The organism is Streptomyces sp. NPDC002773 (assembly GCF_040295605.1).
GTDB lineage: Bacteria > Actinomycetota > Actinomycetes > Streptomycetales > Streptomycetaceae > Streptomyces.
The window spans coordinates 50,416-70,380 of the sequence record NZ_JBEOVO010000009.1 but is presented as its reverse complement, the minus strand read 5'-3'; the positions used below and the strand labels follow the sequence as shown (position 1 = coordinate 70,380).

Sequence of the window (19,965 nt, the reverse complement as noted above, 5' to 3'; positions counted from 1 at the left end):
CGCTCAAAGGTCCGACGGTCCCCAATGCCGCCCACCCTCGCCTCGCTCGTCCAGCACTCCTCCCTGAAGCTCGTCGTGCGCGCGGGTGAGGACCGCCTCGACACCCCCGTCCGCTGGGCGCACGTCAGCGAGCTCGCCGACCCCGTGCCGTACATGGAGGGCGGCGAGCTCCTCCTCACCACCGCGCTCACGCTCGACGCGGAGGACCTGGAGGCCATGCGCCGCTACGTCCGGCGGCTGCTCGGCGCGGGGGTCGTCGGGCTCGGCTTCGCCATCGGCGTCAACTACGAGGCGATCCCGTCGGCCCTGCTCGACGCGGCCCGCGAGGAACACCTGCCGCTCCTGGAAGTGCCGCGCCGCACACCCTTCCTCGCCATCAGCAAGGCGGTGTCGGCGGCCATCTCCGCCGATCAGTACCGGGCCGTCACGGCCGGTTTCGAGGCCCAGCGCGAGCTGACCAGGGCCGCGCTCGCCGAGGGCCCCGAGGCCGTCGTCGCCCGGCTCGCCGCACACGTCGACGGCTGGGCCGCGCTCTACGACACCTCCGGCACGGTCGTCGCCGTCTCGCCCGACTGGGCCGCCCGCCGGGCCGCCCGGCTCACCTCCGACGTGGAACGGCTGCGCGACCGCCCGGCCCCCGCCAGCGCCGTCGTCGGCGGTACGGACGACCGCGTCGAGCTCCAGTCCCTCGGCACCGGGCGCCGGGTGCGGGGCGCCCTCGCGGTCGGCACGGGCGCGCCCCTCGGGACGGCCGAGCGGTACGCGGTGCACTCCGCGATCGCCCTGCTCACCCTCACGACGGAACGTTCCCGCTCGCTCCAGGCCGCCGAACAGCGGCTCGGCGCCGCGGTCCTGCGCATGATGCTCGCCGGCCAGCCGGACCACGCGCGCGCGGTGGCCGGCGACGTCTACGGCGGACTGCTCGACGCCCCCTTCCGGATCGTCGTCGCCGAACCCGCCGGCGGCGACGCGGCCGGCGAACCGCCGCTGCCGGTACTCGCCGAGTCCCTGGAGGCCGCCGCGGCCCGCGCCGGTGAGGCCGTGCTCGCCGTCCCCGAGAGCGAACAGCGGCTCGTCGTCCTCGCCGCGGACGGGGGCGCGGTCGTCGCCGCCTGCGAGACGTACGCGGAGCGGGACGCCGACGAGGCCGGTGTGGCCATCGGGCTCTCGGCCCCCGCGGGCCCGATCGTGGCCGCGGCCGCGTACAAGCAGGCGGAGCAGGCGCTCTCGGTGGCCCGACGCCGGGGGAAGGCGCTCGTCGAGCACGAGGACCTCGCGGCCGGCTCGGTCCTGCCGCTCCTCGCCGACGACGCCGTCCGCGCCTTCGCCGACGGGATGCTCCGGGCGCTCCGGGACCACGACGCGAAGGGCCGCGGCGACCTGGTCGCCTCCCTGCGGGCCTGGCTCTCCCGCCACGGCCAGTGGGACGCGGCGGCGGCGGACCTGGGCGTCCACCGCCACACCCTGCGCTACCGGATGCGGCGCGTGGAGGAGATCCTCGGCCGCTCCCTGGACGACCCGGACGTACGGATGGAGCTGTGGCTGGCCCTGAAGGCGACGGGGGAGGGCGTGGAGTAAGAAGGGTGGGGCAGGGTGTGACGTAAGGGGCCGGAGTGCGGCGCTGGGGGGCGCCCGACGTCAGCCGTCCATCGCCCCGTCGTTCCCGTTCCCGTTCCCGGACCCCACGCCCCGCCGTCGGCTGCTCCGGACGACCTGGCCGGCCGCCAGGGTCACGGCTGCCACGCCACGGACCCAACGGGGGCCGCCCCGCGCGGCCCACACCACGCAGACACACCCCCCGGCGACGAGTACCAGGACGCCGATCAAGGCGAGCAGGACCATGTGTTTCCCCCTAGTGGTGCAGACCTGAGGTCTTCTTGTACGGGTGCTCGGCCCATCGTGTCATTCCCCGGGAGCGGCCTCCTCGCCCCCGCGTACCCGCCTCCGTCTGCCCGAATACGGGCAATTCTCTTGGTCATCGAGGCCGACACTCCTTACGCTCCTGCTCATGACAAGCCCCGCCGCCGATCCGGCCCCCGAAGCGCGACAGGCCGCGTCCGCGTCCCGTACCGCCGCCGCCCCCGCTGCTCCCGCCCGCCGGATCACCGGCGCCGTATGGGCCGCGCTCGGCATCGTGTACGTCGTGTGGGGCTCCACCTACCTCGGCATCCGGATCGCCGTCGAGACGATGCCGCCCTTCCTCTCCGCCGGCACCCGCTTCGTCACCGCCGGCCTGCTCCTCGCCGGGATCATCGCCTGGCGACAGGGCCCCGCCGCCCTCAAGGTCACCCGCCGGCAGCTCGGCTCCGCGGTGCTCGTCGGCCTGCTCCTGATCCTCGGCGGCAACGGCCTCGTCGTCCTCGCCGAGACCTCCATCCCGTCCGGTCTGGCCGCGCTGCTCATCTCCGTCGTCCCGGCCTGGGTCGTGATCCTCAAGGCGACCGCGGGTCAACGGCCGAGCGCGGGCGGGCTCGCCGGGGTGCTCCTGGGGCTCGCGGGGCTCGCGGTGCTCACCCTGCCGGGCCTCAGCGGTGACGTGAAGGTCGGCGGAGTGTTCCTCGTCGTCGTGGCCACCTTCCTCTGGTCCCTCGGCTCGTTCTCCTCCGCCCGCCTCCCGCTGCCCGCCAATCCCTTCACGGCCAGCGCGTACGAGATGATCGCGGGCGGTCTCGGCGGCCTCGCCGTCGGCATGGCCCGGGGCGAGCAGCACGGCCTCGACCTCGGGGACATCTCCACCCGCTCCTGGGTCGCCCTCGCGTACCTGATCGTCTTCGGCTCCCTGATCGCCTTCACCGCGTACGCGTGGCTCCTCCAGGCGGCGCCGCTCTCGCTCGTCGCCACCTACGCGTACGTCAACCCCGTCGTCGCCGTCGCCCTCGGCGCCCTGATCCTGAACGAGGCCCTGTCGTGGCCCATTCTCCTCGGCGGCGCGATCGTCGTCGGGGGTGTCTGGCTGATCGTGTCGACCGAGCGGCGCGGCTGAGCACGCGCACGCGTGCCCCCGCCCGGCCGGCACGCGCACGCGTGCCCCCGCCCGGCCGCGCGCAGGCCTGTGTGTCCGCTTCGGCCAAAGCGGACAGGAGCCCCCGCCCACCACTCCACACCGGATAAGCGCCCGTCCGCCCGCTTCGCCCTAACGTGGCACGAGAGCGCGAGCACACCCCCTCGCACCACCCCCGAAACGGAAAGGGCCGGTACGCAATGACGACCACCCACGCCTTCTGGCTCGCCGGCCGCGAGGCCACCGGCGACGCCACCTTCGACGTCACGAACTCGTACGACGGACGTCTGGTCGGCAAGGTCAGCGTGCCCACCGAGGCCCAGGTCGAGGAGGCCGTCGCCGCCGCGCACGCCGTCGTCGACGAGTTCGCCGCGACCCCGGCGCACGTCCGCGCCGCCGCGCTCGACCACGTGTCGAAGCGGCTCGCCGAGCGCACCGAGGAGATCGCCCTCCTGATCTCCGCCGAGAACGGCAAGCCCATCAAGTGGGCCCGCGGCGAGGTCGGCCGTGCCGTCTCCGTCTTCCGTTTCGCCGCCGAAGAGGCCCGCCGCTGGAACGCCGGCGAGGCCCAGCGCCTGGACACCGAGGCCGGCGGTGCGGGCCGCCTCGCCCTGACCCGCCGTATCCCCACGGGCGTCGTCCTCGGCATCGCGCCGTTCAACTTCCCGCTGAACCTCAGCGCCCACAAGGTCGCCCCGGCCATCGCCGTCGGCGCCCCGATCATCCTCAAGCCGGCCCCGTCGACCCCGATCTCCTCCCTCATCCTGGGCGAGATCCTGGCCGAGACCGACCTGCCGGCCGGCTCCTGGTCGATCCTCACCGTGCCGAACGACCGCATGCCCGCCCTGGTCAAGGACGAGCGCCTCCCGGTCATCTCCTTCACCGGCTCGGACAAGGTCGGTTACGCCATCCAGGAGTCGGTGCCGCACAAGCACTGCACCCTGGAGCTCGGCGGCAACGCCGCGGCCGTCGTCCTGCCCGACTGGTCCTCCGAGGCCGACCTGGACTGGGCGGCGACCCGTATCGCCACCTTCTCCAACTACCAGGGCGGCCAGTCCTGCATCTCCGTGCAGCGCGTGATCGCCGACGCCTCGGTCTACGACCGCCTGGTGCCGAAGATCGTCGCCGCCGTCGAGGCCCAGGTCACCGGTGACCCGTCCGACGCCGCCACCGACGTCGGCCCGCTCGTCGACGAGGCCGCCGCCCAGCGCGTCGAGGCCTGGGTCGACGAGGCCGTCGCGGCCGGCGCCAAGCTCCTCGCCGGCGGCAAGCGCGAGGGCGCCACCTACGCCCCGACCGTCCTCACCGACCTCCCGGCCGACGTCACCCTGGCCCGCGCCGAGGTCTTCGGCCCGGTCCTGACGATCACCAAGGTCGACGGAGAGGCCGAGGCCTTCGCCGCGGTCAACGACTCCGACTTCGGCCTCCAGGCGGGCGTCTTCACGCACGACCTGCAGACCGCCTTCCGCGCCCACCGCGCCCTGGAGGTCGGCGGCGTGATCGTCGGCGACGTCCCCTCGTACCGCGCCGACCAGATGCCGTACGGCGGCGCCAAGCGCTCCGGCGTCGGCCGCGAGGGCGTCAAGTTCGCGATGGACGACTACACCTACGAGCGCGTCCTCGTCCTGACGGGCCTCGCCCTGTAACCCGTACGCCTGCCGGGTGCACTCGCACCCCGTACGCCCACGGGTCCACGAGACCAGGCGGCCTGAGCCCACTGTGCGGGGGCTCAGGCCGTCTTCTCGTCTTTCCGGACCGCCGAAAATCGGGTACGACGGACAAAGACCCCAGGAGGTGTCCATGTCCGCGCCCACCCAGCGGCCCAAGGTCACCGCACACGAAGCCCGGCAGACCGCCGAGGCCGCACGTGAGCGGGACTGGCACAAGCCGAGCTTCGCCAAGGAGCTCTTCCTCGGCAGGTTCCGCCTGGACCTCGTCCATCCGCATCCGCTCCCCGCCGAGGAGGACGCCCGGCGCGGCGAGGCCTTCCTCGCCAACCTCCGCACGTTCTGCGAGACCCGGATCGACGGCGCCCGCATCGAACGCGAGGCCCGCATCCCCGACGAGACGATCACCGGGCTCAAGGAGCTCGGGGCGCTTGGGATGAAGATCGACCGGAAGTACGGCGGTCTCGGCCTCACCCAGCTGTACTACAACCGCGCCCTCGCCCTCGTCGGCTCCGCAAGCCCCGCCGTCGGCGCGCTGCTCTCCGCGCATCAGTCGATCGGCGTACCGCAGCCGCTGAAGCTTTTCGGGACCCAGGAGCAGAAGGACGCCTTCCTGCCCCGTCTTGCCCGTACCGACCTCTCCGCCTTCCTGCTCACCGAGCCCGACGTCGGCTCCGACCCGGCGCGGCTCGCCACCACCGCCGTACGGGACGGCGACGACTACGTGCTCGACGGCGTGAAGCTGTGGACCACCAACGGGGTCGTCGCCGACCTGCTCGTCGTGATGGCCCGTGTGCCGGCGTCCGAGGGCCGGTCCGGCGGCATCACCGCGTTCGTCGTCGAGGCCGACTCACCCGGCATCTCCGTCGAGCACCGCAACGCCTTCATGGGCCTGCGCGGCCTGGAGAACGGCGTCACCCGCTTCCATCGCGTGCGCGTGCCCGCCGAGAACCGCATCGGGCCCGAGGGCGCCGGCCTCAAGATCGCCCTCACCACCCTCAACACCGGCCGCCTCTCGCTGCCCGCGGCCTGCGCGGGCGCCGGGAAGTGGTGCCTGAAGATCGCCCGTGAATGGGCGGGCGTCCGCGAGCAGTGGGGCGGTCCCGTCGCCCGGCACGAGGCCGTCGGCACCAAGATCTCCTTCATCGCGGCCACCACCTTCGCCCTGGAGGCCGTCGTCGACCTCGCCTCGCAGATGGCCGACGAGGACCGCAACGACATCCGCATCGAGGCCGCCCTCGCCAAGCTGTACGGCTCCGAGATGGCCTGGCTCATCGCCGACGAACTCGTCCAGATCCGCGGCGGCCGCGGCTACGAGACCGCCGACTCGCTCGCCGCCCGGGGTGAACGCGCGGTCCCCGCCGAGCAGCTCCTGCGCGACCTGCGGATCAACCGGATCTTCGAGGGCTCGACCGAGATCATGCACCTGCTGATCGCGCGCGAGGCCGTCGACGCGCATCTCTCCGTCGCCGGGGACCTCATCGACCCGGGGAAGTCGCTCGCCGACAAGGCGAAGGCCGGGGCCAAGGCAGGCGGCTTCTACGCCCGCTGGCTGCCCGGTCTCGTCACAGGACCGGGACAGCGGCCGGGGGCGTACGGGGAGTTCGGCGAGCTCGCGGTCCACCTCCGGTACGTGGAGCGGACCTCCCGCAAGCTCGCGCGCTCCACGTTCTACGCGATGTCCCGCTGGCAGGGCCGGATGGAGCTCAAGCAGGCCTTCCTCGGTCGGATCGTCGACATCGGCGCGGAGCTCTTCGCGATGAGCGCGGCGTGTGTACGGGCCGAGTTGCTCCGCACCACCGGCGACCACGGGCGCGAGGCGTACCAGCTCGCGGACGCGTTCTGCCACCAGGCGAGGCTGCGGGTCGAGGAGCTGTTCGGGCGGCTCTGGTCCAACACGGACGACCTCGACCGGCGGGTGGTCGACGGGGTCCTGGCCGGGCGCTACACGTGGCTGGAGGCGGGGATCGTCGACCCGAGCGGCGAGGGCCCCTGGATCGCCGACGCAACCCCGGGCCCCTCGACCCAACAGAACGTCCACCGAAAAATCCACTGACCCCCGGCTGGCGCCGCGCCCACCTCACCGCGCCAGCACCCCGGCCCCCGTGGCGGGCATCCGTCCCGCTGGGGCGGTGCCCCCGCCACCCGCGTTGCGGGCATCCGTCCCTCGTTGTGGGCAACTGTTCCGCTGGGGCGGAACGGGTGGGCACAACGGAACGGCGCCCCTTGCCGGGCCTAGGCTTCCGCGCCTGTACCCGCACCCGGTGTGCGCCGCGCTGGGCGTGCGGGTCCGGGCACAAGGGGCGGAGGCGCCGCCGAGGGCGCCGTCCCGTGTGCCCACCCGTCCCGCCCTGCGGGACGATTGCCCACACGGCGGTGGGCGGGTGGGCGGGGTTGCGGCGTCGGCCCACACGCGGCGGGGTTGCGGCGCTGGCCCGCACGCGGTGGGGTTGCGGCGCTGGCCCGCACGCGGTGGGGTTGCGGCGCTGGCCCGCACGCGGCGGGGTTGCGGCGCCGGCCCACACGCGGCGGGGTTGCGGCGTCGGCCCGCGCGGGGGCGGGCGTCGGCCCGCGCCGGGTGGGCGAACGGCGTGGGCGACTGCCCGCACGGGAGTGGGCGGCACGGCCCGCACGAGGCAAAGGCTCGGCCGAACGGCGCGGGGCTCGACACGCGCGTCGCGGGATCAGCCCGCAACGGCCCCGAACGTCACGTCACCCGCCGCACCACATACGCCCGGCCCCCCCCAGGCGAAGCCTCCTCGCCCACGTACTCCTGGCCCCGCATCTCGCACCACGCCGGAATGTCCAACCGCGCCGCCTCGTCGTCCGACAGCACCGTCACCGTCCCCCCCACCGGTACCTCCCCGAACACCTTCGCCAGTTCGATCACCGGGATCGGGCACCGCTTGCCCAGGGCGTCCACGACGAGCGGGCCCGCGGCCGACGCGGGGGCCGGGGACGCCGCCGGGGCGCCGAGCCGTTCCCGTACCCCCGCGACCAGACCCGGCAGCACGTCGAGGAAGCGGTCCACGTCGTCCTCCGCGGCGCCGCCCGGCAGGGACACCCGGACGTTCCCCTCGCTCAGTACCCCCATCGCGCGCAGCACATGGCTGGGCGTCAGCGTCGAACTCGTACACGACGAACCGGACGAAACGGAGAAACCCTCCCGGTCCAGCTCGTGCAGAAGCGTCTCCCCGTCGACGTACAGGCAGGAGAAGGTGACCAGATGGGGGAGCCGCCGCACCGGATCACCCACCACCTCCACATCCGGCACCAGCTCCGGCACCCGCGCCCTGATCCGGTCCACGAGCCCCCGCAGCCGCGCCCCCTCGGCCTCCGCCTCCGCCCGGACCGCCCGCAGCGAGGCCGCCGCCGCCACGATCGCCGGCAGGTTCTCGAAGCCGGGCGCCCGGCCCGACTCCCGCTCGTCCGAGGGGCCTTGCGGCGCGAACCGGACCCCCTTCCGTACGGCGAGCAGCCCCACCCCCGCCGGCCCGCCCCACTTGTGCGCGCTCGCGGCGAGGAGCGACCAGGCACCCTCCACCGGCCCCCAGCCCAGCGACTGGGCCGCGTCCACGAGCAGCGGCACGCCCGCCGCCCGGCAGGCCTCGGCCACCTCGGCCACCGGCTGCGCGGTCCCCACCTCGTGGTTGGCCGACTGGAGACACGCCAGGGCCGTCCCGGAGTCGAGGGCCGCCGCGAAGACGTCCGCGTCGACCGCCCCGGACCGGTCCACCGGCACCTCGGCCACGACGCCGCCGGCCGCCGTGTGCGTCTCGGCCGCGTGCAGGACGGAGGAGTGCTCGACCGCGGAGACCACGAGCCGGTTCCCGACACGCCGACGCCCCGCGAGGGATCCGGAGATTCCCGCGTGAACCGCGCGCGTCCCCGAAGGGGTGAACACCAGCTCGTCCGGACGGCAGCCCACGGCCTCCGCCGTCGCCTCCCGCGCCGTGTCGAGGAGCAGCCGGGCCCGCCTGCCCTCCCGGTACAGCCGGGCCGGGTCGGCCCAGCCCTCGTCCAGGGAGGCGAGCAGCGCCTGACGGGCGACGGGGTGCAGCGGGGCGGCGGACGCGGCGTCGAAGTACGGCATCCGCCCACGGTAGAGGCTGGCGGCCGGTGCTCCTCGTCCACCCGTGGCCGAGGGCGAGCCGGTGCTCCTCGTCCATCCGTGGCGCGTCCCCGCGCCGACCCCCGTGAGCCCCCGTCAGAACGGCACCCGCCGCACCGGCGGACGCCCGAACGGACGCGTCCGACCCCCCTCCGGAACCCCGGAGTCCACCCCTTCGGGGACTCGGACGGCGCGTTGGGCACCCTCCCCGCGCGACCCCAAATAGCGTCCAGTAGGGTTTGGTCCGCATAAACATCCAAACCCCTGCCCGCGGCACGGGGCGGCGACCGACCAGCGAGACGGACGGCCGTGGCCGACCAACGCGGGCCGAGACTCTCGGGAAGGCGCTACGTGAGTCCCAACGGCTCCGACCGCTCGTCGCGGCGCCCGATGCGGCGGAAGCTGCCGCAGGTGCTGACTGCGGGCCTGATCCTGGCGACAGCCACGGGCTGCTCGTACAACTGGGAAGACTTCCCCCGCCTTGGCATGCCCACCCCCGTCACGGAAGAGGCGCCTCGGATCCTCTCCCTCTGGCAGGGATCGTGGGCGGCCGCGCTCATTACCGGAATCCTGGTGTGGGGCCTGATCATCTGGTCCGTCATCTTCCACCGGCGGAGCAGGACCAAGGTCGAGGTACCTCCGCAGACCCGTTACAACATGCCCATCGAGGCGCTGTACACGGTCACCCCCCTCATCATCGTCTCGGTGCTCTTCTACTTCACCGCACGCGACGAGTCGAAGCTCCTCGAGCTCACCCCGAAGCCGACCCACACGGTCAACGTGGTCGGCTACCAGTGGAGCTGGGGCTTCAACTACGTCGAGAACGTGCCCGGTGTGACGGGTGACGCCAAGACGGACAAGAACCTCGCCTCGATCCCGGACAAGTTCCTCGCGGACTTCCCGGAGAACGCCGGCGGAGTCTACGACGCCGGTATCCCCGGCGACCGGAACCCGCAGAACGGCAACCCGGGCCCGACCCTGTGGCTGCCGAAGGGCGAGAAGGTCCGGTTCGTCCTGACCTCCCGTGACGTCATCCACTCCTTCTGGGTGGTCCCCTTCCTGATGAAGCAGGACGTCATCCCGGGACACACCAACTCCTTCGAGGTGACTCCCACCCGTGAGGGCACCTTCATGGGCAAGTGCGCCGAGCTGTGCGGTGTCGACCACTCCCGGATGCTCTTCAACGTCAAGGTGGTCTCCCCGGAGCGCTACCAGCAGCACCTGAAGGAGCTGGCCGAGAAGGGGCAGACCGGCTACATCCCGTCTGGCATCGAGCAGACGGACCCGGCCAGGAATGCGGAGAAGAACCAACTGTGAGCATCCACAACGAAACCCAGGGTGCCGCCGCAGCTGAGGACTCGTACGAGAACGAGCTGCCCGTACGGCGCAAGCAGCCCGGCAACGTCGTGATCAAGTGGCTGACCACCACCGACCACAAGACGATCGGCACGCTCTACCTGGTCACGTCGTTCGTCTTCTTCTGCATCGGCGGACTCATGGCGCTCTTCATGCGCGCCGAGCTGGCCCGTCCGGGTACGCAGATCATGTCGAACGAGCAGTTCAACCAGGCGTTCACGATGCACGGCACGATCATGCTGCTGATGTTCGCGACGCCGCTGTTCGCCGGATTCGCGAACTGGATCATGCCGCTGCAGATCGGCGCGCCCGACGTGGCGTTCCCGCGGCTGAACATGTTCGCGTACTGGCTGTACCTCTTCGGCTCGATCATCGCGGTGGCCGGCTTCCTCACCCCGCAGGGTGCGGCCGACTTCGGCTGGTTCGCCTACTCCCCGCTGTCGGACGCCGTCCGCTCGCCGGGTGTCGGCGCCGACATGTGGATCATGGGTCTGGCCTTCTCCGGCTTCGGCACGATCCTCGGTTCGGTCAACTTCATCACCACGATCATCTGCATGCGCGCCCCCGGCATGACGATGTTCCGGATGCCGATCTTCACCTGGAACGTGCTGCTGACCGGTGTCCTGGTCCTGCTCGCCTTCCCGGTCCTGGCGGCCGCGCTGTTCGCCCTCGAGGCGGACCGCAAGTTCGGTGCGCACATCTTCGACGCGGCCAACGGTGGAGCGCTGCTCTGGCAGCACCTCTTCTGGTTCTTCGGCCATCCGGAGGTGTACATCATCGCGCTGCCGTTCTTCGGCATCGTCTCCGAGGTCATCCCGGTCTTCAGCCGCAAGCCGATGTTCGGCTACATCGGTCTGGTGGCCGCGACCATCGCGATCGCCGGTCTCTCCGTGACCGTGTGGGCCCACCACATGTACGTCACCGGTGGCGTCCTCCTACCGTTCTTCTCCTTCATGACGTTCCTCATCGCCGTACCGACAGGCGTGAAGTTCTTCAACTGGATCGGAACGATGTGGAAGGGCTCGCTGTCCTTCGAGACACCGATGCTCTGGACGATCGGCTTCCTGGTCACCTTCACCTTCGGTGGTCTGACCGGTGTCATCCTGGCCTCGCCGCCGATGGACTTCCACGTCTCCGACTCGTACTTCGTCGTCGCGCACTTCCACTACGTCGTCTTCGGCACCGTGGTCTTCGCGATGTTCGCCGGCTTCCACTTCTGGTGGCCGAAGTTCACGGGCAAGATGCTGGACGAGCGCCTGGGCAAGATGACGTTCTGGACGCTGTTCATCGGCTTCCACGGCACGTTCCTGGTGCAGCACTGGCTCGGTGCCGAGGGCATGCCGCGTCGTTACGCGGACTACCTCGACGCCGACGGCTTCACCGCGCTGAACACGATCTCGACGATCTCCTCCTTCCTGCTCGGTCTGTCGATCCTGCCGTTCCTCTACAACGTCTGGAAGACCGCCAAGTACGGCAAGAAGATCGAGGTCGACGACCCGTGGGGCTACGGCCGCTCGCTCGAGTGGGCGACGTCCTGCCCGCCGCCGCGGCACAACTTCCTCACCCTGCCGCGGATCCGTTCCGAATCCCCGGCGTTCGACCTGCACCACCCCGAGATCGCCGCTCTCGACCAGCTCGAGAACAAGGGGCACGCCGCCGAGGCCCTCGTGGGCAGCAAGGAGGCCGGCAAGTGAAGATCCAGGGCAAGATGTTCATCTGGCTGAGCGTCTTCATCCTTGCCATGGCCGTCCTGTACGGCGTCTGGTCGAAGGAGCCGGTCGGCACCACGGCGCTGTTCCTCGCGTTCGGCCTGTCCATCATGATCGGCTACTACCTGGCCTTCACGGCCAAGCGTGTCGACGCGATGGCGCAGGACGACAAGGAGGCCGACGTCGCGGACGAGGCCGGTGAGGTCGGCTTCTTCGCCCCGCACAGCTGGCAGCCGCTCTCGCTCGCCATCGGCGGCGCGATCGCCTTCCTCGCCATCGCCATGGGCTGGTGGCTGCTGTACTTCTCGTTCCCGCTGATCCTGGTCGGCCTCTTCGGCTGGGTCTTCGAGTTCTACCGCGGCGAGAACCAGAACCAGTAGCGGTACCCCGCTCCGCACCGGAGCACACCGAGGGGCCCGGACACTTCGTCACCGAAGCGTCCGGGCCCCTCTTTTGCAGCACTCGGCGCGCTGCCGCGAAGGATTGTTCTTACGGTGAGTCCATGAACGACACGCCGCGCATTCGGACTGTTCTGAGCTGCACCTTTCTGGCTGTCACCGTCACCGCGGGCGCCACCGCCTGCACTGGCGCCGACGGCCATCCGCTGTCCGCGAGGGCCTACGACGCGGCGGGCCAGCTCGCGGTCAGCGCCCCCGCCGACGGCGCCAAGGCGGACCCCGAGAAGCCCCTGGAGATCACCGCCAAGGGCGAGGGCGGCCGGATCACCGACGTATCCGCCACCGATGCCTCAGGACACCACCTGGCCGGCGAACTCACCGCCGACGGGCAGCGCTGGCGCTCCACGGCCGCCCTGGCGGCCGGCGCCCGCTACACCGTCCGCGTCTCCACCGAGGACGGGGACGGCGCTCCAGGCGCCCGTACGTTCACTTTCGAGACGGCCCCGGCCAAACGGGCCCTCACCGTGACCTTCGGGCCGGAGGCGGGCACGTACGGCGTCGGACAGCCCGTCACGGCCGACCTCAGCCTCCCCGTCAAGGACCGCAAGGCGCGCGGCATCGTCGAACGGGCCCTCAAGGTCCGCTCCACCCCCTCCGTCGAGGGCGCCTGGTACTGGGTGGACGACAAGAAGCTGCACTTCCGCCCGAAGGAGTACTGGCCCTCGGGCACGCGCGTCACGGTCACCGGCAACCTGGACGGCCTCAAGGTCGGCGACAAGCTCTACGGCGGCGCGTCCAAGCCGCTGAAGCTCACCATCGGCGACCGGATCGAGGCGATCGCGGACGCCGGGTCGCACTACATGACCGTCAAGCGCAACGGAGAAGTGATCAACACCATTCCGGTGACCACCGGCAAACCCGGCTTCTCCACCCGCAACGGCATCAAGGTGGTGCTCGGCAAGGAGTACTACGTCCGGATGCGGGGCACCAGCGTCGGCATCGCCGAGGGCAGCTCCGAGTCCTACGACCTGCCCGTCTACTACGCCACCCGGGTGACGTGGAGCGGCGAGTACGTCCACGCCGCGCCCTGGTCCGTCGGCTCGCAGGGCGTGGCGAACGTCAGCCACGGCTGTGTCGGCATGTCGACGGGGAACGCGGCCTGGTTCTACGAGACCGTCCGCCCCGGCGACATCGTCAGGACGATCAACAGCTACGGCGACACGATGGACACCTTCGGCAACGGCTTCGGCGACTGGAACCTGTCCTGGGACAAGTGGCGCCAGGGCAGCGCCCTGGTGGAGGCCACAGGAAACCCCGTGGCCCCCACCGAGAAGGCCCGCCTGAGGCCGTCGATCTGACCGGCCTACGAGGCGATCGAGAGGCGCGAGCGCAGCAGGGCCGCCAGGGACGCCGCGAAGTCGACCGGTTCCACCGGGAGGGTGACCGCGGCGTCCGCGCGGCTCCAGGTGGCCAGCCAGGCGTCCTGCGGGCGCCCGATCAGGAGCAGGACCGGAGGGCAGTGGAAGACCTCGTCCTTGAGCTGCCGGCAGACGCCCATGCCGCCCGCGGGCACCGCCTCGCCGTCCAGCACGCACACGTCGATGCCGCCCTCGTCCAGGCGCTTCAGCACCGCCGGCAGCGTCGCGCACTCCACGAACTCGACCGGGGGGACGTCGGACGCGGGCCTGCGCCCGGCCGCCAGCCGTACCTGCTCGCGGGTGTTCGCGTCGTCGCTGTAGACCAGGACCGTGGCACTCGACTGCATCGTTCCTCCGGCTGGGAAGGCGGGTGGGTCGTCGTCGACCGATGCGCGGATGCTACTCCGGTCCACACCTCGTCAACACCCGTTCAACACCTGTTCGAAGGGTGTCCGGGGGCCGTCGCACTGGGCCGTTCGGGCTGGACACACCCCTCTGACACTCCGAACGGCACCCCCCGGAGTGAGGGCGGGATAAGCGACCGACATAATGTCGGTCGTGGCGACAGTAACGACAGTAGAAACAGGGCACGCGCACCCGTCGGTCAATCGACCGAACCTCACCAGCGTCGGAACCATCATCTGGTTGAGTTCCGAGCTGATGTTCTTCGCGGCCCTCTTCGCGATGTACTTCACCCTGCGATCGGTGACGGGTGCCGACTATTGGAAGGCCCAGGCGGAACACCTGGCCTTCCCGTTCTCGGCGACCAACACCACGATCCTGGTGCTCTCCTCCCTCACCTGCCAGCTCGGCGTATTCGCCGCGGAGCGGGGCGATGTGAAGAAGCTCAGGACGTGGTTCATCGTCACGTTCGTGATGGGTTCGATCTTCATCGGCGGCCAGGTCTTCGAGTACACCGAGCTGGTCAAGGACGCGGGCATGTCGCTCTCGTCCGGACCGTACGGCTCCGTGTTCTACCTGACCACCGGCTTCCACGGCCTGCACGTGACGGGCGGACTCATCGCCTTCCTGCTGGTCCTCGGCCGGACGTACGCCGCCAAGAGGTTCACTCACGAGCAGGCAACCGCCGCCATCGTCGTGTCCTACTACTGGCACTTCGTCGATGTCGTCTGGATCGGCCTCTTCGCCACGATCTACATGATCAAGTAATCGGCGCCGCCGTCACGGCGGACCGAGACATCCAGCAAGCACCGACGCAGAAGATCCTGACACCGGGGTAATCCGTGAAAAAGCTCTCCGCACGACGACGCCATCCGCTGGCGGCGGTCGTCGTCCTACTTCTCGCGCTGGCGGCCACTGGGGGGCTGTACGCCGCGTTCGCGCCCGCGGGCACGGCGAAGGCCGACGAGACCGCCCAGTCCCTCGCCATCGAGGAGGGGAAGAAGCTCTACTCCGTCGGCTGCGCCAGCTGCCACGGAACCGGCGGTCAGGGCACCACTGACGGCCCGTCCCTCGTCGGCGTCGGTTCGGCGTCCGTCGACTTCCAGGTCGGCACGGGCCGCATGCCGGCCCAGCAGCCGGGCGCCCAGGTCCCGAAGAAGAAGGTCATCTACTCGCAGGCTGAGATCGATCAGCTCGCGGCGTACGTCGCCTCTCTCGGTTCCGGCCCGGTCACGCCCGCCGAGAGCCAGTACGACACGGCCGGCGCCAACATCGGCCGCGGTGGCGAACTGTTCCGCAACAACTGTGCCCAGTGCCACAACTTCACCGGTGAGGGTGGCGCGCTGACCTACGGCAAGTACGCCCCCAGCCTCGAAGGCGTGAGCCCGAAGCACCTCTACGAGGCCATGCAGACCGGCCCGCAGAACATGCCCTCCTTCCCGGACACGACCATGCCGGAGAAGGAGAAGAAGGACATCATCGCGTACGTCCAGGCCGTCAACAGCGACAAGGCCGACAACCCGGGCGGTCTCAAGCTCGGTGGCCTCGGCCCCGTCAGCGAGGGCCTGTTCGCCTGGATCTTCGGTCTGGGTGGGCTCATCGCAGTTGCCATCTGGGTCGCGGCCCACACCGCTAAGGCCAAGAAGTCATGAGTACCCAAGAGATTCCAGAAGAGAACCTGCCGGCAGGGCAGGACACCGCGCACGGCGCGGTGAAGGTCGCCGACGACCCGTTCGCCGACCCGGGCCTCCCGCCCCACAAGCCCCGCATCCAGGACATCGACGAGCGGGCCGCCCGTCGGTCCGAGCGCGCGGTCGCCTTCATGTTCGTGCTGTCGATGCTGGCCACGGTCGGCTTCATCGCCTCGTACGTGATCTTCCCGGTCGACAAGATCGTGTACATCTGGCCCTTCGGCCGGGTGTCCGCGCTCAACTTCGCGCTCGGCTGGACCCTCGGTCTCGCCCTCTTCTTCATCGGCGCGGGAGCGGTCCACTGGGCCCGCACCCTGATGTCCGACGTCGAGGTCGCCGACGAGCGTCACCCGATCGAGGCGTCGCCCGAGGTCAAGGCGAAGGTCATGTCGGACTTCGCGGCCGGTGCCGCGGAGTCGGGCATGGGCCGCCGCAAGCTCATCCGCAACACGATGTTCGGCGCGCTGTCGCTCGTACCGCTCTCCGGCATCGTGCTGCTGCGTGACATGGGCCCGCTGCCCGAGAAGAAGCTCCGGACCACCATGTGGGCCAAGGGTCTTCAGCTCATCAACATGAACACGCACGAGCCGCTGCGTCCCGAGGACGTCGCCGTCGGTTCGCTGACCTTCGCGATGCCCGAGGGCCTCTCGGAGCACGACCACCACTTCCAGGTGGAGATCGCCAAGGCCGCCCTGATGATCGTCCGGATCCAGCCGGAGGACATCAAGGACAAGCGCGAGCTCGAGTGGTCGCACGAGGGCATCGTCGCCTTCTCGAAGATCTGCACCCACGTGGGCTGCCCGATCTCCCTGTACGAGCAGCAGACGCACCACGTCCTCTGCCCGTGCCACCAGTCCACCTTCGACCTCTCCGACGGCGCCCGCGTCATCTTCGGCCCGGCCGGTCACGCCCTCCCGCAGCTGCGGATCGGCGTGAACGACAAGGGCTTCCTGGAGGCGCTCGGCGACTTCGACGAGCCCGTCGGTCCTGCCTTCTGGGAGCGCGGATGAGCACCGTGACCGATTCACCGAAGAAGGCGCCCGCGGGTGAGCGGGTCGCCGACTGGGCCGACGGACGGCTGGGGATCTACTCGCTGGCCAAGGCCAACATGCGGAAGATCTTCCCGGACCACTGGTCCTTCATGCTGGGCGAGATCTGCCTCTACAGCTTCCTCATCATCATCCTGACGGGCGTCTATCTGACGATGTTCTTCCACCCGTCGATGAACGAGGTGGAGTACGCCGGACCGTACGTCCCGCTCCAGGGACAGCTGATGTCCGAGGCGTTCAACTCGACCATGCACATCTCGTTCGAGGTGCGCGGTGGTCTGCTGATCCGGCAGATCCACCACTGGGCGGCGCTGATCTTCCTCGCCGGCATGTTCGTGCACATGATGCGCGTGTTCTTCACGGGCGCGTTCCGCAAGCCGCGTGAGATCAACTGGCTGTTCGGCTTCCTGCTGTTCTTCCTGGGCATGTTCACCGGCTTCACCGGTTACTCGCTCCCGGACGACCTGCTCTCCGGCACCGGTGTCCGCTTCATGCAGGGCGCGATCCTGTCCGTGCCGGTCATCGGCACGTACCTGTCGATGTTCCTGTTCGGCGGCGAGTTCCCCGGCGGCGACTTCGTGGCCCGGTTCTACTCGGCCCACGTGCTGCTGCTGCCCGGCATCATGCTCGGCCTCGTGGTGGCCCACCTCATCCTGGTGTTCTTCCACAAGCACACGCAGTTCGCCGGCCCCGGCCGCACGAACAACAACGTCGTGGGCATGCCGCTGCTGCCGGTCTACATGGCCAAGGCCGGAGGCTTCTTCTTCCTGGTCTTCGGTGTCATCGCGATCATCTCGGCGATCGCCTCGATCAACCCGATCTGGGCGCTCGGCCCGTACCGCCCGGACCAGGTGTCCACCGGCGCCCAGCCCGACTGGTACATGGGCTTCGCCGAGGGTCTGATCCGCGTCATGCCGGGCTGGGAGATCAACCTCTGGGGCCACACGCTGGTCCTCGGCGTGATGATCCCGCTGGCCATCTTCCCGGCGGTCCTCGCGGCCATCGCGGTCTACCCGTTCATCGAGTCGTGGATCACCGGCGACAAGCGCGAGCACCACATCGCGCAGCGCCCGCGCAACGCTCCGACGCGCACCGCCTTCGGTGTCGCCTGGATCACCGCGTACATGATCATGCTCGTGGGTGGTGGAAACGACCTCTGGGCGACCCACTTCCACCTGTCGCTCAACGCGATCACCTGGTTCGTGCGGATCTTCTTCTTCGTCGGTCCGGTCATCGCGTTCATCGTCACCAAGCGGATCTGCCTCGGCCTCCAGCGCCGCGACAAGGACAAGGTGCTGCACGGCCGCGAGTCCGGCATCATCAAGCGCCTGCCGCACGGTGAGTTCGTCGAGGTCCACCAGCCGCTCAGCCAGGGCGAGCTGCACCGCCTCACGGCGCACGAGCAGTACGAGCCCGCGGCCCTCCCGCCGGCGGTCGACGAGAACGGCGTCGAGCGCAAGACCGGTCGCATGGAGAAGCTCCGGATCAAGCTCAACAAGGGCTACTACGGCGACGACAACCAGATCGCCAAGCCCACGGTCGAGGAGTACAAGGCGATCCAGGACGGCCACGGCCACCACTGATCACCTGACACTTCCGACTTTCTGAAGTCGCCACGGCGAGAGCCCCGTCCATTCGATGGACGGGGCTCTTTGCCGCCCCCCGGGGTCGATAGGGTGGCCCTCGTACCCGTCACGTGACGACCAGGAGCTGCCATGAGCGCTGCGACCCCCGCTGGAGGACCTACGTCGGCGGGCCGCTCCTGGCCCGTCGTCCTGGAAGGCCTGCTGACCGGCCGCGACCAGAGCGCCGAGGACACCGCCTGGGCGATGGACCGGATCCTGCGCGGCGAGGCCACCGACGCCCAGATCGCCGGCTTCGCGGTCGCCCTGCGTGCCAAGGGCGAGACCGTCGAGGAGATCTCCGGGCTCGTCCGCACCATGTACGAGCACGCCAACACGATCGAGGTGCCCGGCCCCTCCGTCGACATCGTCGGCACCGGCGGCGACGGCGCCAAGACCGTCAACATCTCCACCATGTCCGCGATCGTCGTCGCCGGCACCGGCGCCAAGGTCGTCAAGCACGGCAACCGGGCCGCGTCCTCCGCCTCCGGCGCCTCCGACGTCCTGGAGAAGCTCGGCGTCAACCTGGAGCTGACCCCGCGGCGGGTCGCCGAGGTCGCGGAGGAAGCCGGGATCACCTTCTGCTTCGCGGTGAAGTTCCACCCGGCGCTGCGTCATGTCGCCGCGGCCCGCAAGGAACTCGGCATCCGGACCACCTTCAACTTCCTCGGTCCGCTCACCAACCCCGCCCGGGTGCGGGCCCAGGCCACCGGTGTCGCCGACGCCCGGATGGCTCCGATCATGGCCGGGGTGCTCGCCGAGCGCGGTTCCTCCGCGCTCGTCTTCCGCGGCGACGACGGGCTCGACGAACTGACCACCACCGCCACCTCGCGGGTCTGGGTGGTCCGCGACGGCTCGGTGCGCGAGGAGGCCTTCGACCCCCGGGACGTCGGCATCGACCTCGTACCGGTGGAGGCGCTGCGCGGCGCGGACGCCTCGTTCAACGCGGACGTCGCCCGCCGGCTGCTCGCGGGGGAGACCGGACCGGTACGGGACGCGGTGCTGCTCAACTCGGCGGCGGCGCTGACCGCGCTCGCACCGGGGGAGGGCACCCTCGTGGAGCAGATCCGTACCGGCATCGAGCAGGCCGCGGAGGCGATCGACTCCGGCGAGGCCCGCCGGGCCCTGGAGCGCTGGATCGCGGTCAGCAACGCGTAGGAACTGATCCCCGCCGTACGACCCCGGTCCAGCATGCGGACCGGGGTCTTGCGCTTCGGCGATCATGTGGCAGGATGCTCTACAGGTCACGAGTGACAGCGTTTTGGCCCCGGCTTGCTGTCCGGCAACCCTCCGTCCGTGGCGGGGTGCCCCGGGTGATGACCAGGCCGTAGGCAGCGAGGTCTACGGCAAGCGCGGACCCCTCGAACACCAGGGGTCCTGGTCTCTCGAGGAGCATTTTCCGTGAGCAAGCGAATGCGATAGGGCGAGTCCGCCCCTTCTTCACCCCTCGGAACAGGGTCTCTTCCGCGTACCCGGCGTACCTGCGTACCCACGCACCCACCCGTACCCGTGCGCGTCCCCGTCGTCTCCGAGGCATCACC

The 19,965-nt window shown here is 70.4% G+C and carries 15 protein-coding genes and 1 riboswitch; of the genes, 13 read left to right on the top strand and 2 right to left on the bottom strand.

Translation table 11 applies throughout. The features are described 5' to 3' along the window. The first annotated feature begins 24 nt into the window (after positions 1-24). The 4 genes from ABT034_RS14195 to ABT034_RS14180 all read left to right on the top strand — a co-directional run bounded on the left by ABT034_RS14195 (position 25) and on the right by ABT034_RS14180 (position 6,724). Positions 25-1,578, top strand: a complete 1,554-nt coding sequence (locus tag ABT034_RS14195; protein ID WP_351214790.1) for a PucR family transcriptional regulator — start codon at positions 25-27, stop codon at positions 1,576-1,578. A 430-nt stretch (positions 1,579-2,008) separates the two neighbouring features. Beyond that, positions 2,009-2,983, top strand: coding sequence for an EamA family transporter (locus ABT034_RS14190; RefSeq protein WP_351214788.1), 975 nt, complete (start codon positions 2,009-2,011; stop codon positions 2,981-2,983). Between the two features lie 218 nt (positions 2,984-3,201). After that, positions 3,202-4,647: an aldehyde dehydrogenase family protein gene (locus ABT034_RS14185; RefSeq protein ID WP_351214786.1), complete on the top strand. Its 1,446-nt coding sequence runs from the start codon at positions 3,202-3,204 to the stop codon at positions 4,645-4,647. Positions 4,648-4,801: 154 nt separating this feature from the next. Continuing rightward, on the top strand, positions 4,802-6,724 hold the full coding sequence (locus ABT034_RS14180) for an acyl-CoA dehydrogenase family protein (protein WP_351214784.1): 1,923 nt from the start codon (positions 4,802-4,804) through the stop codon (positions 6,722-6,724). A gap of 651 nt (positions 6,725-7,375) precedes the next feature. On the opposite strand, the gene ABT034_RS14175 is transcribed toward ABT034_RS14180, so the two are convergent. Further along, a complete protein-coding gene (locus ABT034_RS14175) occupies positions 7,376-8,761 on the bottom strand; it encodes a cysteine desulfurase/sulfurtransferase TusA family protein (protein WP_351214782.1) in 1,386 nt (461 codons plus the stop codon). Positions 8,762-9,130: 369 nt separating this feature from the next. Between ABT034_RS14175 and ctaC the strand changes: the two genes are divergently transcribed. From ctaC to ABT034_RS14155, 4 genes are all read left to right on the top strand, one after another. Next, positions 9,131-10,096, top strand: coding sequence for an aa3-type cytochrome oxidase subunit II (gene ctaC, locus ABT034_RS14170; protein WP_351214780.1), 966 nt, complete (start codon positions 9,131-9,133; stop codon positions 10,094-10,096). Continuing rightward, positions 10,093-11,829 carry an aa3-type cytochrome oxidase subunit I gene (ctaD, locus tag ABT034_RS14165; protein WP_351214778.1) on the top strand — a complete coding sequence of 579 codons (1,737 nt, stop codon included), beginning with the start codon at positions 10,093-10,095 and terminating at the stop codon, positions 11,827-11,829. Before ctaC ends, ctaD begins: the two co-directional genes overlap by 4 nt. Then, positions 11,826-12,224 carry a cytochrome c oxidase subunit 4 gene (locus ABT034_RS14160; protein WP_351214776.1) on the top strand — a complete coding sequence of 133 codons (399 nt, stop codon included), beginning with the start codon at positions 11,826-11,828 and terminating at the stop codon, positions 12,222-12,224. Before ctaD ends, ABT034_RS14160 begins: the two co-directional genes overlap by 4 nt. Before the next feature lie 122 nt (positions 12,225-12,346). Next, positions 12,347-13,600 (top strand): L,D-transpeptidase, encoded by a 1,254-nt coding sequence (locus ABT034_RS14155; RefSeq protein WP_351214774.1) that lies wholly within the window; start codon positions 12,347-12,349, stop codon positions 13,598-13,600. Between the two features lie 5 nt (positions 13,601-13,605). Here the strand turns inward: ABT034_RS14155 and ABT034_RS14150 are convergent, their stop codons facing one another. Then, positions 13,606-14,007, bottom strand: a complete 402-nt coding sequence (locus tag ABT034_RS14150; protein ID WP_351214772.1) for a DNA-binding transcriptional response regulator — start codon at positions 14,005-14,007, stop codon at positions 13,606-13,608. 202 nt (positions 14,008-14,209) lie between these two features. On the opposite strand from ABT034_RS14150, the gene ctaE reads away from it, so the two are divergent. The 5 genes from ctaE to trpD all read left to right on the top strand — a co-directional run bounded on the left by ctaE (position 14,210) and on the right by trpD (position 19,582). Continuing rightward, the gene (gene ctaE, locus ABT034_RS14145; RefSeq protein ID WP_351214770.1) at positions 14,210-14,830 is read left to right on the top strand and encodes an aa3-type cytochrome oxidase subunit III; all 621 of its coding nucleotides are present in this window, start codon (positions 14,210-14,212) and stop codon (positions 14,828-14,830) included. Positions 14,831-14,904: 74 nt separating this feature from the next. Continuing rightward, the gene (gene qcrC, locus ABT034_RS14140) at positions 14,905-15,714 is read left to right on the top strand and encodes a cytochrome bc1 complex diheme cytochrome c subunit (RefSeq protein WP_351214768.1); all 810 of its coding nucleotides are present in this window, start codon (positions 14,905-14,907) and stop codon (positions 15,712-15,714) included. Then, positions 15,711-16,763 (top strand): cytochrome bc1 complex Rieske iron-sulfur subunit, encoded by a 1,053-nt coding sequence (qcrA, locus tag ABT034_RS14135; RefSeq protein ID WP_351214767.1) that lies wholly within the window; start codon positions 15,711-15,713, stop codon positions 16,761-16,763. Before qcrC ends, qcrA begins: the two co-directional genes overlap by 4 nt. After that, positions 16,760-18,385, top strand: a complete 1,626-nt coding sequence (gene qcrB, locus ABT034_RS14130; protein ID WP_351214765.1) for a cytochrome bc1 complex cytochrome b subunit — start codon at positions 16,760-16,762, stop codon at positions 18,383-18,385. Before qcrA ends, qcrB begins: the two co-directional genes overlap by 4 nt. Positions 18,386-18,517: 132 nt before the next feature. Continuing rightward, entirely contained in the window at positions 18,518-19,582 is a 1,065-nt protein-coding gene (trpD, locus tag ABT034_RS14125) for an anthranilate phosphoribosyltransferase (protein WP_351214763.1), read from the top strand. Between the two features lie 84 nt (positions 19,583-19,666). Beyond that, positions 19,667-19,783: riboswitch (SAM riboswitch) on the top strand. Positions 19,784-19,965: the final 182 nt, after the last annotated feature.